At 44.0% G+C, this 16776-nt stretch carries 15 protein-coding genes; 9 read left to right on the forward strand and 6 right to left on the reverse strand.

All coding sequences use genetic code 11. The features are described 5' to 3' along the window. The first annotated feature begins 5 nt into the window (after positions 1-5). On the forward strand, positions 6-1250 hold the full coding sequence (gene glyA / locus MHH92_RS14615; protein WP_340904545.1) for a serine hydroxymethyltransferase: 1245 nt from the start codon (positions 6-8) through the stop codon (positions 1248-1250). Positions 1251-1346: 96 nt separating this feature from the next. On the opposite strand, the gene MHH92_RS14620 is transcribed toward glyA, so the two are convergent. Further along, positions 1347-1967 (reverse strand): NAD(P)-dependent oxidoreductase, encoded by a 621-nt coding sequence (locus tag MHH92_RS14620; RefSeq protein WP_127548490.1) that lies wholly within the window; start codon positions 1965-1967, stop codon positions 1347-1349. Positions 1968-2012: 45 nt separating this feature from the next. Then, on the reverse strand, positions 2013-3443 hold the full coding sequence (gene pdxR / locus MHH92_RS14625) for a MocR-like pyridoxine biosynthesis transcription factor PdxR (RefSeq protein WP_047842942.1): 1431 nt from the start codon (positions 3441-3443) through the stop codon (positions 2013-2015). A 285-nt stretch (positions 3444-3728) separates the two neighbouring features. Between pdxR and MHH92_RS14630 the strand changes: the two genes are divergently transcribed. From MHH92_RS14630 to MHH92_RS14645, 4 genes are all read left to right on the forward strand, one after another. Continuing rightward, the gene (locus tag MHH92_RS14630; protein ID WP_340904548.1) at positions 3729-5834 is read left to right on the forward strand and encodes a serine hydrolase domain-containing protein; all 2106 of its coding nucleotides are present in this window, start codon (positions 3729-3731) and stop codon (positions 5832-5834) included. A gap of 343 nt (positions 5835-6177) precedes the next feature. Continuing rightward, positions 6178-7623 (forward strand): amino acid ABC transporter substrate-binding protein/permease, encoded by a 1446-nt coding sequence (locus MHH92_RS14635; RefSeq protein ID WP_282321447.1) that lies wholly within the window; start codon positions 6178-6180, stop codon positions 7621-7623. After that, the gene (locus MHH92_RS14640) at positions 7616-8344 is read left to right on the forward strand and encodes an amino acid ABC transporter ATP-binding protein (RefSeq protein ID WP_076327608.1); all 729 of its coding nucleotides are present in this window, start codon (positions 7616-7618) and stop codon (positions 8342-8344) included. Before MHH92_RS14635 ends, MHH92_RS14640 begins: the two co-directional genes overlap by 8 nt. Positions 8345-8465: 121 nt before the next feature. Next, positions 8466-8822: a hypothetical protein gene (locus tag MHH92_RS14645; RefSeq protein WP_340904552.1), complete on the forward strand. Its 357-nt coding sequence runs from the start codon at positions 8466-8468 to the stop codon at positions 8820-8822. A 58-nt stretch (positions 8823-8880) separates the two neighbouring features. Here the strand turns inward: MHH92_RS14645 and MHH92_RS14650 are convergent, their stop codons facing one another. The 3 genes from MHH92_RS14650 to MHH92_RS14660 all read right to left on the reverse strand — a co-directional run bounded on the left by MHH92_RS14650 (position 8881) and on the right by MHH92_RS14660 (position 11787). Then, positions 8881-10158, reverse strand: a complete 1278-nt coding sequence (locus tag MHH92_RS14650) for a glycoside hydrolase family 27 protein (RefSeq protein ID WP_340904553.1) — start codon at positions 10156-10158, stop codon at positions 8881-8883. 108 nt (positions 10159-10266) lie between these two features. Beyond that, a complete protein-coding gene (locus MHH92_RS14655; protein ID WP_340904555.1) occupies positions 10267-11148 on the reverse strand; it encodes an AraC family transcriptional regulator in 882 nt (293 codons plus the stop codon). Positions 11149-11175: 27 nt separating this feature from the next. Beyond that, a complete protein-coding gene (locus MHH92_RS14660) occupies positions 11176-11787 on the reverse strand; it encodes a TetR/AcrR family transcriptional regulator (RefSeq protein WP_340904556.1) in 612 nt (203 codons plus the stop codon). 138 nt (positions 11788-11925) lie between these two features. Between MHH92_RS14660 and MHH92_RS14665 the strand changes: the two genes are divergently transcribed. The 4 genes from MHH92_RS14665 to MHH92_RS14680 all read left to right on the forward strand — a co-directional run bounded on the left by MHH92_RS14665 (position 11926) and on the right by MHH92_RS14680 (position 15639). Further along, complete coding sequence (locus MHH92_RS14665) at positions 11926-12687, forward strand: alpha/beta hydrolase (protein ID WP_340904558.1); 762 nt, start codon at positions 11926-11928, stop codon at positions 12685-12687. Between the two features lie 257 nt (positions 12688-12944). After that, the gene (locus MHH92_RS14670) at positions 12945-13379 is read left to right on the forward strand and encodes a ribonuclease domain-containing protein (protein WP_340904559.1); all 435 of its coding nucleotides are present in this window, start codon (positions 12945-12947) and stop codon (positions 13377-13379) included. Between the two features lie 14 nt (positions 13380-13393). Next, positions 13394-13669, forward strand: a complete 276-nt coding sequence (locus MHH92_RS14675; RefSeq protein ID WP_017688496.1) for a barstar family protein — start codon at positions 13394-13396, stop codon at positions 13667-13669. A 275-nt stretch (positions 13670-13944) separates the two neighbouring features. After that, positions 13945-15639 carry an ABC transporter substrate-binding protein gene (locus tag MHH92_RS14680; RefSeq protein ID WP_340904561.1) on the forward strand — a complete coding sequence of 565 codons (1695 nt, stop codon included), beginning with the start codon at positions 13945-13947 and terminating at the stop codon, positions 15637-15639. 122 nt (positions 15640-15761) lie between these two features. Here the strand turns inward: MHH92_RS14680 and MHH92_RS14685 are convergent, their stop codons facing one another. Then, on the reverse strand, positions 15762-16631 hold the full coding sequence (locus MHH92_RS14685) for an AraC family transcriptional regulator (protein WP_340904562.1): 870 nt from the start codon (positions 16629-16631) through the stop codon (positions 15762-15764). Between the last annotated feature and the right edge of the window lie 145 nt (positions 16632-16776).

The following is a 16776-nucleotide window of genomic DNA, read 5'->3' on the forward strand; positions in this document are numbered from 1 at the left end:
TGTTCATGAAACATTTGGAGAAGCAAGATAAAGTAATAGGAATGGCTGTCCAGCAAGAGCTTGGAAGGCAGCGGGATAAGATAGAACTGATTGCATCAGAGAATTTTGTAAGTCAAGCTGTGATGGAAGCAACAGGTTCGGTATTGACCAATAAATATGCGGAGGGGTATCCGGGCAGAAGATATTATGGCGGGTGTGAGCATGTCGATACAGTCGAAGAGATAGCAAATAGCCGCCTTAAAGCACTTTTTGGCGCTGAACATACGAATGTGCAGCCTCACTCCGGTTCTCAGGCCAACATGGCAGTATATTTTGCCTCGGTTGAGATTGGGGACACAATACTTGGCATGAATCTATCCCAGGGTGGTCATCTAACACACGGAAGTACTGTTAATTTTTCAGGTAGGTTTTACAATTTTGTTTCATATGGTGTCGATGCACAGACGGGTCGCATTGACTTTGACGAAGTACGTAAACTTGCTTATAAGTATCGTCCACGCATGATTGTTGCAGGTGGAAGTGCATACCCGCGGACCATTGAGTTTGAATTATTTGCCCAGATTGCCGCCGAAGTGGGAGCTCTTTTCTTTGTAGATATGGCGCATATAGCAGGAATTGTTGCGGCAGGTTTGCATCCTAACCCGGTACCACATGCCCATTTTGTTTCAACCACCACACACAAGACCTTACGAGGACCACGAGGGGGAGCCATTTTGTGCCGGGAGCCCTGGGCAAAGGCGATAGACAAAGCTGTATTCCCGGGGACTCAGGGCGGGCCATTCATGCACGTTATCGCGGGGAAAGCGGTGGCATTAGGCGAGGCATTGCAAACCGAGTTCACAACATATATTGAAGGTGTTCTGAATAACGCCAACGTATTGGCAGAAACTTTAATGAATGAAGGACTTACCCTTGTATCGGGAGGAACAGATAATCATATCGTGTTGGTTGACTTACGAACTATGGGCCTTACAGGCAAAGAAGCCGAAGCTTTACTGGATGAAGTAGGGATTACGGCCAATAAAAATGCAATTCCTCACGATACGGCAAGTCCTTTGGTTACAAGCGGTATTCGTTTTGGAACTCCGGCTATGACTTCAAGAGGGCTTGGAGCCAGGGAAATGAAAGAAATTGCTCAGCTGATAGGGCTTGCTTTTAAAAATCCAAAGAACTCGGATGTGAAAAATCAAATATTAGGTAGTGTCCGTGAAATCACTTCGCAATTTCCTCTATATGAAGGGCTTAAATAGCTCAACAGCAGACACAAATAGAGCCTGCAATTGTTCCTAATAGATAACAATTGCAGGCTCGTAATGTGCTTGTTTATATTGAAACTTAAGACAGCCCTAGTAGGCTATACCTACACGAGACTGTACATACTCATCAGACATTAATTGCTGATAAGCAAACTCCGCAGTATCGATTACAGATATAGAAGTTCCACCGTCAGGCAAATAGTCGCGCTCAACCCGGTACTTACCAAGAGATTCTCCATCAAATAAGTAGGTAGGACACACGATGGTCCATTCTAACTCTGAAGCCTTCAGAATGTTGTACATCTCCAGATGCTCCTCAGCGGCTCGCGTGGACTTACGTTTGGACTCAGGGGATTGAAAACGAAGCAAGCCAGGATCCGTTCGACTTTCCAATATTCCTGCGGTACCAATGGTAATGATTCTTTTGATACGCTCCTGAGCCATAGCCTCAACAATATGTCCCATGGATTGCGATAATGTAGTCGTTCCATCGGTACTTAAGGAACTAACAACGAGATCCACACCCTGTATGGCGTGATGAATATCCTCTTTGACTAAAGCGTTTCCTTGATGTAGAACGAAATTGTCATCGTTGATTTGTACCTTTTCCGGGCTTCTAACCAGTGCAGTTACATGATGATTGGAACGTAGGGCATTGGAGACGAAATGACCTCCAACCCGTCCGGTGGCTCCTAACACTAAAATTTTCATTACAAAAAACATCCTTTCGAATCCGATTGCAGAGCATGTTCTCCATCATAATACAATCTTTGCAAGCCGATGTATGCCTTCCTCAATCTGCTCCTCATCCACTTTCGCAAAACCTAATATCCATCCTTTTCGATGACTCTCCAAGCAATATCTACTAAGCGGATACACGCGTACACCTTGATCAAGAGCAGCATTTGTCACCGCTTCTTCGTCAAATGACGTTTCAGATTCTAGAAGCATATGTAATCCCGTTTCCACACCACTTAATGTAAATCGTGAGCCTAACCCAGAAGCAACAATGGCTTTGGTCATGACTTCGTGTCTGCGTCGATATATGTTCCGAACTCTTCTCATATGGCGCATAAAATGACCACGCTCAATAAAATGAGTTAGCGTTAATTGTTCCATAATCGGCAGATGACGATAGGTTAATTCATGAACTTGGGTAAGGCGATCGATGGCTATTTTGGGGCCGATGATAGCGGATAGTCGAATGCCAGGTGCAACCATTTTGGAAAAACTCATCATATAAAGCGTATTCTGAGGTTGCTGACTAAATATAGTTGGAAGTGGATCTCCACGGTACCTAAATTCGCTATCGTAGTCATCCTCAACAATCCAATATCGATGATGAGCTGCCAAGTGCATCAATTGTTGCCTGCGTGGCTCCGACATAATAACACCAACGGCGCATTGATGAGAAGGTGTGACAAATACGAGTTTTGTCTGTGGGTGAATATGATCTACACATAATCCATACTCATCAACCGGAACGGGATCGACTTGCATCCGGCGGTATTTCATCGCCATCCAAGCGGCAGGGAAGCCGGGATCTTCAACCGAAACTCTGTCTCCCTCACTTAAGAGAGCCTGGGCAATTAAATCAATGCTATGTTGTGCACCTGAGGTTAACAAGATTTGATCAACATCGATATGAATGCCTCGTTCAAGTGACAAATAACGTTGAATCTGCTCTCTTAACGCCAATAACCCTCTGGCATCACCATAAGCCCAAAGATCCAGATTGGGTTCAGTAGAAGCTTGTAAAAAGGATTGCCTCCAGGCTTTTGTGAAACTTTCATCCAGATAAGGCTCGTGGGGATTAAAATCAATTTCTATTTTGCGATTGTCTCTATTGCCAAACCAACTATGCAGATGACCAATCGATTCGTTTAGTGTAGGCAGATCGGGCGGAATAGGCCCTTGCATCGTGATGCCTTCTGATGAGCGAGGTGCATATGTCCAATCACTAACTCTTGTCCCGGCTCGTCGGGAGGTTACCGTATACCCTCGACTGAATAATTCCTCGTACACAATCTGTATGGTTGAGCGTGAAACACCAATTAATTGAGCAAGTTCGCGTGAGGGGAGCAGCAATTCGCCTGGTTGCCATTTCCCGGTTGTGATATTATGAATCGCTTGATCCAAAAGTTGCTGCCAGATCGGGCGTTGGTCATTCCGATTAACTTTTAGCATTGCTTCAACTCCATTACTCATGGTGAATTATGGATTGCATTTATTTATGTGCTTAGCCATCTTACTGGCACTCCATTGATTGATATACCATTATAGCAAAAGTTTAATTTGCAAACAAAACAAAGCTGAACTAAAGCGATTTTTACCGTGTGTCCAACCTATTTTGGTCGGTCCTGCTTGGTTCATACTCGATTCATATTCAAGCCACAGACAGTTCATCTTCTTCGGTTACACTACGGGAGTACGAACACAGAGATTCCTAATCCATAGACTAGACAGGAGAAGATGAGATTGACACGAAAGAAACGAACGTCTATCGCCGCCATAACTTTGGTGTTTGCAATGATGTCCCCAATGTCGGCCATGGCCACACCCGCTACCAGTAACGGTAGTAGCTCTACGTATGATCTAACTAAAAAGGCAGTAAGTGCAAAGGCCAAGGTACTCACTGAATCATACGCTACGACAAGTGTGCAATACGCACTGATGGATGAGGGCGAGATTGTGATCTCCGGTCAGGCGGGCAAAAATGACCTGATAAACAACATCCCGCTTTCTTCAGATACCATGTATGGCATTGGTTCAACCAGCAAAATGATGCTCACAACCGCCGTAATGAAGCTAGTGGACCAGGGCAAGATCGATCTTGATGATCCTGTCGAGAAGTATATTCCGGACTTTAAAATGAAAGACAAGCGTTACCAACAGATTACACCACGCATGTTACTGAATCATTCATCCGGACTTCTCGGAACGTCAAGTAACAGTGCAATACTGTTTGGAGATAATGATACCCATGCACATGATACGTTATTGGAACAATTGGCGACGCAACATCTGAAGGCCGATCCTGGCGCATACTCGGTGTATAGTAATGACGGTTTTACATTAGCTGAAATTTTGGTTGAGCGGGTCAGTGGCATGGACTTCACAACTTTCATGCACCGGTACATAACCGAGCCTCTTGGTATGGAGCATACCAAAACACCGCAGGATATTGTAGAGCTTAGCAAGATGGCAGCAACATATGCCCCTTCGGATGAGGAGCAACTTCCATTAGAGACTACAAATATGATTGCCTCGGGAGGCATCTATTCCACCGCTGAAGATCTGGTTCAGTTCTCGAAAATCTTTACAGGTGAGGTTGAAGGTGTTCTTTCGGAGGAATCCGTAGAGGCCATGGAGCAAGAAGAATACAAGAGAGGCATGTGGCCGGAAGAAGGCGATTCTTCTATTGGTTACGGCCTGGGCTGGGACAGCGTGAACCTGTTTCCTTTTAATGATTACGGCATCCAGGCAGTAAGCAAAGGTGGCAATACAATAACCTATCATTCCTCATTGATTGTACTTCCGGAGTATAATATGGCTGCTGCCGTGACCTCTTCGGGTGGTCATAGTTCAACGGATCAATTGCTGGCAACTGAGCTGTTGCTTAGTGCGCTTGAGGAGAAGAATATCATTCCAGAGCGTAAACCGGAGAAGTCACATGATGCACCGGTGAAAACAACCATGCCGAAGGAACTTACACAGCACACAGGCATGTACGCGGGTGGGGCAAACATGTTAATGAAGATGGACGTAAAAGATGATGGGCAATTAACGCTATCTAATCTGTCGACTCCTAACAGTCCTGATCAGACCTATACGTACACCCCTGATGGATCATTTGTTAATGATGCGGCTACGGAAAAGCTGAAGTTCGTTCAGGAAGTCAACGGGCACACATATTTGTGGTCTCGCTCGTATCAGTCTGTTCCTGGACTTGGACAAGTTGCTTCCTCGGAATATAAAGCAGAAAAGCTTGAAACCAATGAATTGTCTGCAGAAGTAAAGGCCGCATGGCAGAAACGGGAAGGCAAAGCCTACGTCTTGGTCAATGAAAAATACACATCAACACTGTACAACGCAGCGATGCCGATGATTCCCATTCATACTTTTAATGAGCTGCCGGGTTATGTCTACACGAATAAAATCGTTGGAGCTAACCAAGCTGTGAACCAATTGCAAATTCCTGGATTAGCGGGCCGTGACACGATGGAGTTTAATTTCTATGAGGAAAATGGCGTGGAATATGTTACAGCTGGAGGCAACGTTTATGCTGCTCAAGACATCATCAAACCGATCTATGCGGGAAAACAATCGAAGACAACGATTCAGGCAAATGGTCATGCCACATGGTATTCGATTCCTGCATCAGCTGCAGGTAAAGAAATGACGGTCAAGATGTCTGCAAACAGCGCATTTGCTGTATATAACCAAGCTGGCATAGGCATTAATCATACAGTGGTCAGTGGACAAAACGAAATTGTATTGCCTGAGAACGGAACTATTGTATTCGCGGGTGAAGCTGGTTCGAAGTTCGAGATTGTATTGACAACCAGAGCAAATTAATAGATTATAAAAAACTGTACAATAAAAAGTCGCGGAAATCGCGGCTTTTTTGAGTTTTAAATTTTAAATAATACGTTTTAAAGTAAATGTACCTTTTTTCAGATTCACAATGTAATATTGGGTTTCGCGAAGCTTACCTAAAGGGTAAGTATTAAAAGGACTTTTACTGGTTGGAAAAAAATGATGGAGGAAAATGTTGCAAGTGGAAAGGCAAAGCATTGATTGTTAATATACAGTAAATAATAACAATCAAATGGGCAGAAGATCTACAAAAAGCATAACCGTAATACCGATTCCAAAGAAAATAATGATTATTCGGACAATACCGAGACGGGGAGGACACATGAAAACAACGAAGATCTCATTTTTTATACTTTCACTGATGCTGCTCCTGGTGAGCGGTCTATCAGGATGGGTAGGGAACGCTGCCGCAGCGTCCGATTCCGGTAAAACCTATGTTATCGGAACTGATGTCACATTTGCTCCATTCGAATATGAAGATGAGAATGGTGATTTTGTTGGTATCGACATGGATTTGCTGGATGCCATCGCCAAAGATCAAAATTTCAAGTATCAAATCAAATCCCTGGGATTTAACGCGGCTGTACAGGCACTTGAGGCCAATCAGGTCGATGGTGTAATCGCAGGGATGAGTATTACGGATGAGCGAAAAGCGAAATTTGATTTTTCAGAGCCATATTATGATTCAGGCGTTGTTATGGGGATTAGTTCCAATAATGATACCATTAAAAGTTACGAAGATCTTCGTGGTAAAAAGGTCGCTGTAAAAACGGGAACAGAAGGGTACAGCTTTGCTGAGTCCATCGCCTCAAAATATGGCTTTACCGTTGTCCCATTCGATGAATCATATCAAATGTATGATGATGTAAAGACCGGTAATTCGGTGGCCTGTTTTGAAGATGAACCCGTTCTAAGGTATGGGGTAAAGCAGAATAATGGTTTAAAAATCGTTACCGCCAAAGAAGACGGGGCTTCCTACGGATTTGCGGTAAGTAAGGGTAAAAATCAGGAACTTCTGGAGATGTTCAATGCTGGTCTTGTGAATATCAAAGCTAACGGTGAGTACAAGCGCATTATCGAAGAATATGTTGGAGAGAATGCCCAAGTCGCAAATCTGGGGCGTTGGGAGTTAATACAGAAATCTCTTCCTGCACTTTTTAAAGGTCTGGGAAAAACACTTTTATACACGATTGTATCCCTGTTCTTCGCGTTTATCATCGGTCTGATTTTCGGATTCATGAAGGTGGGACAGAACAAATTCCTTCGAGTTGTTGCCACCGTATTTGTGGATATCTTCCGCGGTATTCCGCTGATTGTCCTGGCATTCTTTATCTATTTCGGGATTCCACAGGCGATGGGCTTCACGATGCCATTGTTCCTGGCGGCTATTCTGACACTTAGTCTGAATGCAGGGGCGTACGTAACCGAGATTATCCGAGGCGGGATTCAATCGATTGATCGTGGTCAGATGGAAGCTGCCCGTTCATTGGGCATTCCTTATCGCAAAGCGATGATAAAGATCGTTATTCCGCAGGCAGTGCGGGTTATGATTCCTTCCTTCATTAACCAGATGGTTATCACGTTGAAGGATACGTCAATCTTATCCGTTATTGGTCTCGTAGAGTTGACACAATCGGGTAAAATTGTTATTGCAAGAACGTTCTCCTCTTTTGACATTTGGTTAACGGTTGCGGTTATGTACCTGATTGTCATTATCACATTGACCAAAATTGCTGATTATCTGGAGGTGAAGGTTCGTCGTGGCTAAAATAAAAGTTGAAGGTTTGAAGAAAAGTTTCGGCTCGAATCAGGTCCTCAAGGGAATTGATGTGGCGGTCAACGAAGGAGAAGTTGTCTGTGTCATCGGGCCTTCCGGTTCGGGAAAAAGTACCTTCTTGCGCTGCATTAACCAATTAGATGTGATTACGGCAGGCCGGGTTATTGTGGATGATCAGGATCTGAATGACCCTAAAACCAACCTGAACAAAGCTCGCGAAAATATTGGAATGGTATTTCAACATTTTAACTTGTTCCCTCATTTTAGTGTGCTTAAAAACATCATGTTTGCGCCCAGAGAACTCGGGATATTAAATGCACAGCAGGCGCGTGATACAGCACTCAAATTACTTGAGCGTGTGGGTTTGTCTGATAAAGCAGATAGCTTCCCAACACAACTGTCAGGTGGACAAAAGCAACGTGTAGCTATCGCTCGTGCGCTTGCTATGAATCCGGATGTTATGTTATTTGATGAACCGACTTCAGCTCTTGACCCTGAAATGGTAGGAGAAGTTCTTGGTGTTATGAAGGACCTCGCGAGCGAAGGTATGACGATGATGATCGTTACCCATGAGATGGGTTTTGCCCGTGAAGTAGCTGATCGTGTGATCTTCATGGACGGTGGTTATATTGTCGAGCAGGGCACTCCTGAAGAGATATTTGGAAATCCGAAGAATGAGCGGACGATCAGCTTTTTGGAGAAGGTACTCTAGCACTGAATCGAGAATGAATACATTGAAAGTCGCTATTTTAGCGGCTTTTTTTGTTATATTTATGAGGTGATTTAATAGAAAGACCGAACAAACTAAGCCAAGAAAGTGAGGTCTATGCTCTATGGAAAACGTGTCACAAGAAGATCAACTGCAATCCATTAAAGCCTTTCAATCAACCATCCGCAAATCGGAAAATGCCTTAGTGAATATGACTGAGAAAAGGAATAACACAACATTGTTACAGAAACGTCTCCAAGCTTTATACATCGGCCTAGCACTGTTGGATAAACACTGGAATCAAAAAGCTCATTCATACACCAAGGAAGATATAACAGAAGCCCGTCTTGTTTTGATTGGATTGTTTCCATCCCTTGAGAACATGTATGCCAAGTCCAAAGAAGGTAGCCCACAAAAGACTCTTCTGGAAAGAAGGATTAAAGCATTTCATCTGGCCGTTCAAGCCATGGATACATACTGATGAAATGAGAGAGAGGTCTGTCTAATGAACGACAGACCTCTCTTTTTCTTTTGCAAGCTTAGGAAAACCGATAGAGACGCACACCGTGCGCAGGTACAGTAGTAACTAAGGTATTCTCTGTTAATTGAACTGCTTCTCGGCTCCACAATTCAGTACCTTCGGTGCCAGACAGTCCGACCTCATCAATGGACAGATCCACAGGTAAAGCATTCTCACCGATGTTGAACACAGCGACGTAAGAGGAACCATCCGTATGCTGGGCAGTCCACACAATAAGATCTTCTTTGCGTAAGGCTTCTCTGGCTCCGTAACTCTCGCGATGCATTCGCAGAACCTCACGATTGGTTAACAGGGACAGTGTCCAGTCATCGTTATCTCGCAGTTCACCACCAAAAATGAGCGGGGAACGGAAGATGCTCCACAGTGACATCATCGTCAACTGCTCGTCAGGTGTGAACCGAGTCCAGCGATCTGCTCCACCACCGTCTACAGAACGGATACCGATATGACCCAAAGGCAACATATCACAGTCTGGCCAGCAGCCTGCTTGGGGAACTCCCTGCCACGTCCGGCAGCGGTCGAACATATCCAATAATAGCGGCCAAAGGTCCCAGAAATCGTCCGTGACACGCCACATGTTGGCATGATCAGCCAAGAATTCTGAGTATTCCACCGGAGCAGGGCCAGGAGAGAGACTTAGTACCATGGGCCGACCGGAGCGCTCAATCGCTTTGGATATCATTTCGATCTCTGGCTGATGGGTGTCATAGAGCCTTGAAGCAGCAATATCGTCTACCTTGACCAAGTCAACGCCCCATTGTGCATACAGTTTAAAAAGGGAATCGTAGTAGGCCTGAGCGCCTTCTTTTGAGCTATCAACACCATACATATCTGTATTCCACGGACAGATGGAATTCGGATGAGCAATATCGCGCGCAGTGGCGGTTGTGCCCAGGATTGGAGTAGCGGCATGTGCAGCTTGACGTGGAATACCGCGCATGATGTGAATGCCAAATTGCAGCCCAAGACTATGAACGTAGTCGGCTAATGGCTTAAATCCCTGTCCACCTGCAGCGGAGGGAAACCGATTCTCGGCAGGCATAAGCCGCGAATATTCATCCATGATGAGTGGAACGAACGGACGATATTGCGAAGAATTGGCCAAAGGCTCATACCATTGAATGTCGACCGTAATGTAGCTCCAACCGAAGTCTTTAAGATGTTCTGCCATGTACTCGGCGTTGCCACGAATTTCGTCTTCTGTAACGGCCGCACCGTAACAATCCCAGCTGTTCCAACCAAGCGGTGGAGTTGATGCTGCAAGCGTATGATTCATGGGAATGCTCCTTTATGGATTAATTATTGCTCTCGCTCAATTCATCATAATAAAGGATTTTATTAATATCTACAGTAATGTTGAGTGTAGAATAGCAAAATATTGCGGTTAATCAAAGAACAATTTACGGTACACAAGGCTTTCTCCGCCACTACGAAATTCACCTGGCGTAACGCCGGTTATGCTGCGAAAGGCTTTGATAAAATAACTTCCGCTGGAATACCCGACTTGCGCGGCAATGACTTCAATGCTAAGAGAAGTTCCGCGCAGCAGTTCCATTGCTTTCTCGGTACGTACACGGGTCAGATAAGCACCTGGCGTCAAGCCCGTACTGGAGGAAAAGCGACGTATAAAATGATATTTGGAAAGGGAAACATGCTCCGCAAGGTGATCGATACTGATCATCTTGGAGTAGTTGTTTTCTATGTATTCAACGGCTATTTGAATGTTTTCAGACCAATTCTCCCTGTTGCGCAATGTTGTTTTCTGTAATCGAGTCAATTCTGTCATGAACTGATATACGCTGGATGATGCGATCAGAGGATCCGTGATTCTGCCTGCCGCCGCATCAGTCACGATCATCCGCAACAGTCGGATGGGTGTACAATCAGCGGGAAGATAGGGAACTTCTCCCGCTTCACGAAGAAATTTTCGCCAATGGGGCAGAATAAGAGTGGGCCTGAACAGCAGGAACAGAAACTCCCAAGGTTCTTTTGATGCTGAATGGTAGTAATAGCGATGTGGCCCTGGAATTTCTGCCAAAAAAGCTTGTCCTGCGGTAACATGATGAATGCGATTATTCGACTCAAATACACCTTCACCCGAGATTGTATATTGGAATAACAGGAGAGGCCCGTCCGAACGTTCGAGTCCATCCCAATGATAAGAAGGATCGGTTATTGAATCACATCCTGCCGCATACAGTACACACAATTGGAGCTCCTTGTCTTCCGCGAATCGAAACCCATAGGTTCCTCTAGGGATATTCATGTCAGCTCTCCTTGTTGCCCTGAATTTTTACTGCGCTCCGCGAATGAAAATATCTACTAGCTTTTGGCCCAATGAAAGATTGGAACCATATTTATGCAGGTTATCTTCCCGATTACCCATTAACATCAAGGTCGAGAAGGTCTCTGCCAGGAAAAATGGATCGTCCGTTCGCAGTCTGTTTTCATCCATTGCCCGTTGGAAATGGGAGGCTAACACTTCATGAATCTGATGCTCCGCGTTGCGTATATCCTGAATTTGAGCTGGTTCAAGAAAAGGTTCAGCTTCTCTGAGCATGGTTTCAATCTCCGCATGTGGATTGCCCAGTCTGGCCTCTGCCAGACGAACAAGCCCCGACTCCAGATTCTCGGCTTGATCAAGGATATGCGAGGTTAACCGGCTCACATTCTGTAACATCGTTGTAAAGGCAACCTTAAAAAGCTCTGGTTTGCTGGTGAAATGATAATAAATGGTTGGTTTTGACACGCTGCATGTTTTGCCAATTTGCTGAAGCGTGACTGTTTCGTAGCCATACTCCATGAATAAATGTGAAGCAGTTTGAATAATGGTTTGCTGAATTGAGATATCGTCGTTGCCATGTTTGGGTCTTCCAGGCAATCTTTTAGGTGATTTTTCTGTCATTGGACTTCCCTCCATGAATATTTTATGACAAATAACGATAGTAAGCAAAATCATCTTGTAATTATACTTACCGGTAAGTATAATTATGAAGAGTTAAAAAAGACATATCATTATCCTCATACTAAGGTGGTTTTAAGGTTGAAAACAGCACAACGTACTAACAAATGGAAAAAAATAATCATGTGGACCATCTTGTCCATCGTTATCATCGTGGCCGGCGTTTACGTATATCTCAATTCGGTTACGTATAGTCCCTCTGAGCGAGCTGAAACGGCGATGACAAGTGATGCTCAGGTTAATGTCGCCAAGCTTAAGGACGGTTACCGATTTGAACTCGTGGGTACAGAGATAACCAAACCGAATATTATTTTTTATCCAGGTGGTCTGGTTGAACCTGAAAGTTATTCTCCACTTGCCAGAGAAATGGCAGAACAGGGTCACCGCGTATATATCGCGAACATGCCAATAAACTTGGCGATTTTCGGTCAAAACAAGGCTGATTCCTTTATCGAGGAACATTCTGACGAAGCGTTTGTTATTGGTGGTCATTCGTTGGGAGGGTCATTTGCATCACGGTATGCTACGGAGCACAATGAGAAGTTGGAAGGAGTCTTTTTCTTGGCTTCTTATGCAGATGAAGGAGGTAGCTTGAAGAATACGGACTTGTCTATCTTACAGATTACAGGCTCGGATGACGGAGTGCTTAACAGGGAAGACTGGGAGAATGCCAAAGCAAATCTTCCGGAAGACACGACATATGTGAGTATTGAGGGTGGAAATCACGGTCAATTTGGTTCATATGGCATGCAAAAAGGAGATAATCAACCTGCAATTACGGAAGAAAAGCAGTTGGAAGAGGTAGTTGTTGCCCTAGAGAACTGGATGGGTACATTAAATTAAACTGTTAAATGAATGTGTTGAATAGATAATTACGTGGTACGATTAAAGTCGCTATTTTAGTGGCTTTTTTTGTTGAACGATATATGTATCAATGGAGCAAAGTAGGCTTAGCTGCTTTTACCGATTGGATTTGTCTCAATGATTGGCTTACAGAATTGCATTAATTACTACAAATCGTTAACATTAGAAGCATTGTCATCGAAATAGCACCAAAACGGAAGACAGCAAGAGCAAGAACATCAAAAGGAGAAAAGATTATGTTTTTCAGAAAATTTGCTTACACGTTAGTGATCATCATCGCTGCATTATTGTTCTCAGGTTGTACGTCAGAGTCTTTGCGTGATCTCGGATCACCTCAAGTTTCGGAGGATATGGGATTTGATGAGGTTGCCAATTATATCTCGGAACACAATGAACTCCCACCAAATTACATTACCAAGAAAGAGGCCAGAGAACTGGGATGGGAACCAAGCGAAGGTAACCTGCGAGAAGTTGCTCCAGGCAAAAACATCGGCGGCGACGTGTTCAGGAACCGGGAAGGATTACTCCCCAACAAAAAAGGCCGGATCTGGTACGAAGCCGATATAAATTACTCAGGAGGACGACGCGGAAGCGACCGAATTCTATACTCGAATGACGGTCTAATCTACCAGACGACAGATCATTACAAGTCATTTGAACAGTTAAAATAAACGGAGGAAATGATATGAGCATCATTCAGATTAACGGAAACGACTTTCACAGCAAGGAAGAGCTTCATCAAATTTTGCAGAACCAGCTTGAGTTAGACGAGAGCTATGGAGGCAATTTGGACGCACTATGGGATGTCTTAACTGGGGCTGTAAGCATGCCGCTTACTGTTCAATGGATTGGTTTTGAGAAAAGCAAAGAGATTCTTGGAGATTACGCTGACCAAGTCATGGAATTGTTGCGGGATGTGGAAGGTGAGATCCAAGGATTTACGTTGGAATTATATTATTGAAAAGTAGCTTTGGCTTTATAAGGCGATGGGCAACCATCGCTTTTTTGGTCTTCACATTTTTACTGAGACTCATGTCTAGATCATGCTAATTTCATGGCTTAATAATCAAGGTTGGGGTGATTAGACTTCCTTATACTTTAAACATGGAATAGGGTAGGCAGGATTGTAGTCGTTTACTAACGGTTGAATATGTAAGCGTATACTATATCAAAGTGAACCATCGTAATGTCTGGATTGGTTATAACGACTAACACCATTTAGGGGGCAGAAAAATAATGAGAGCCATTTCAAAAATGCTAGGAGCATGTCTCGTAACAAGTGTTGTGTTAGTTTCCGCCGGTTGCGGAAACGCTGGAGAGAATTCCGAATCAAATACGAGTGACCCCAACAGCCCAATTACATTTACCTTCTTCGGTGCAGATGCAAGTCCCAACTGGAACAAAATGCAGGATGCGGTAGGGAAGAAAATTACGGAAGAAACCGGTGTAAGTATTGATGCAGAATTCGATATTTCGAGCGGAGGCGGAAACGACCGCATTTCCCTGATGGCTGCCAGCGGCGATTATCCGGATTTGATATTCCCCAAAGGGAACTTGACCAGACTCGTTGATGCCGGGGCAATGATTGATTTGACAGATCTGATCGAAGAACATGCCCCCAACTTGAAAAAGATCTACGGTGAGCACTTCAAGCGGTTGAAATACAGCAATGACGATCCTTCAATCTATTGGATTCCAACGAATGGTGCGATCGATCAGGTCAGCTTTGATGCCACGAATGGTACTGCCATTCAACATCGTGTAGTCAAGGAACTCGGGTATCCTGAGATCAAAACCTTAAACGATTTCGAAAAAGTGCTACGTGAATATTACGAGAAACATCCGACCACAGATGATGGCCAACCCACAATTCCGCTGACGCTTAGTGCAGATGGATGGCGGCGAATGATCACTGTTACTGATCCCGCTGTCATGTCTACTGGAGGACCTGGAGATGGTGAATATTTCATCAACCCGGACACCTACGAAGCCGTTCTGCATTACAAACGTCCCGAGGAGAAAGAATATTTCCGTTGGTTGAACAAGATGTACAATGAAGGCTTGCTGGACAAGGACAGTTTTGTTCAGAAGGATGACCAGTATAAGTCCAAAATCGCCAGTGGTCGCGTGTTATCCTTGCTTGATCCAAGCTGGGGATTCAGTGATGCGGAAAATGCTTTGAAAAGCGCAGGAAAAGATGATATGGCCTACGGATTCTATCCGGTCACGCTAGATGACAGTTTTCAGCGGAAAGACTTCCAGAATATCGGCTTTGATGGTTATGGCATTGGCATAACAGTCGATTGTGAAGATCCTGTCCGTGCTATTAAATTTTTGGACTGGATGTCCTCTGAAGAAGGGCAAGTATTGAGAAACTGGGGCGTTGAAGGCGAGCAATATAATGTGGAAGACGGTGTTCGCACCATCCAGGCCGATGTACAGGAACGTAAAAACAAAGACAATAACACATTCACCAAAGAAACCGGAGTAGGCTTGTATTACATTTTTGGTGCTCACTACGGGGATGGCGTTAAAGATTCAACGGATAACTACTATACAACGAATTATCCTGAACAGATTCAGCAAAGTTATTCTGATGAGGAAAAAGAAGCTTTGAAAGGCTATGGCATCACCACATGGAAGGATTTGTTCCCTTCCGAAGAGGAGTTTCCGGTGAAAGAGTGGGGCGCGGCTTACAATATGCCGATTCCTTCGGATAGCGGGGATTATAACGTTGTGTATCAGAAAACGCAGGATATTATTCAGAAACGGATCGCCGAAGCGATTACATCCTCTCCGAGTGCCTTTGAAGGCATATACGACAATATGATTACCGAACTTGATAATGCAGGTGCAGTAGCCATGGAACAGCAATATACGGAGTGGATTAAAGATCGCGTTCGATTGTGGACGGGTAAAGAGATCAATTAACTGGCGTATAATCACAGTAATGCATTGTTTGCAGATCCGAAGTAGTATATCAAGAACTTAAAGAACATCGAGCCATGCAGGATGGCTTGATGTTTTTTAGTTTACATTGAATGAGCTCACCATTATTTTGGCAGTGCTTCAATTGCATCACGTCTTTGTTTGATATATCTACCGGGGGAGATGCCAACCATTTTGGTAAAACTGCGAATAAAATTGGCATAGTCACTAAAGCCCGATTGAAAGCATGCATCCGTAATACTCATTCCTTCTGACAGGTGGAATTTGGCCCGTTCAATACGACGACCCAAAATGTAGGAACGGATGGTTAATCCAGTATGCTTTTTGAACTGGCGGCTGATATAAGTACTGTTCATGTAGAACACTTCAGCAAGTTTGCGAAGCGTAATGTCTTGATTTAGATGTGTTTCAATATAATCCATGGTTTCACGAACCAGTTCAGGCATAATGTCATTGGGAACAAAGGAATTGTTATGAAACCAGACGTTAATCATGACCAACAATTGGGCTACGGCTGCATTTATTTTGATATCGGTGCCATAAGCATCGGAAGCAAGCAATCCTTCCAGTTCGTTTGTACATTGCAGCATCTGTTTCAAGTTATAGTCGTCTAAATGTACGATGTTGCCTGTTCCTTTGGGGCGATGATCAAAACATGACGATAGATTGGTTGATGGTGTGGAAAGTTGAAATAGATATGTTTTTTTGAGGTTGATTGTAATTCGCTCATACTCAGATTCATCCAGAATAAAGGCTCGGTGCATCTCCTCGGGTGACATCACAAGCAGATCACCAGGCTGTACATGGTAACATCGATTTTCTACATAAAAGTGAACGTTGCCACGAAGAAACAGGTAGATCTCGTATGCATTATGGCGATGATAGCTCGTTTCCAGCTTATACGTCGTTACGCTGTGTAGATATAAGAGCTCAGGCTGGATGGGATCATAAAAACACTCAGAGGATCCACTCATGAAGTACCTCCCGTCATTTCACGCAATAAATAGAGCGGTTAACGCAATGAAATTGTACTCAGCTTACCTTAAAATGTAATCATCCTATCATGATACCTTTTGTATTGCAAACGCTTTCTCGTAAAAATACACAACTAAAAACGAT

Origin of the sequence: Paenibacillus sp. FSL M7-1414, assembly GCF_038003195.1 — a bacterium.
Lineage (GTDB): Bacteria > Bacillota > Bacilli > Paenibacillales > Paenibacillaceae > Paenibacillus > Paenibacillus amylolyticus.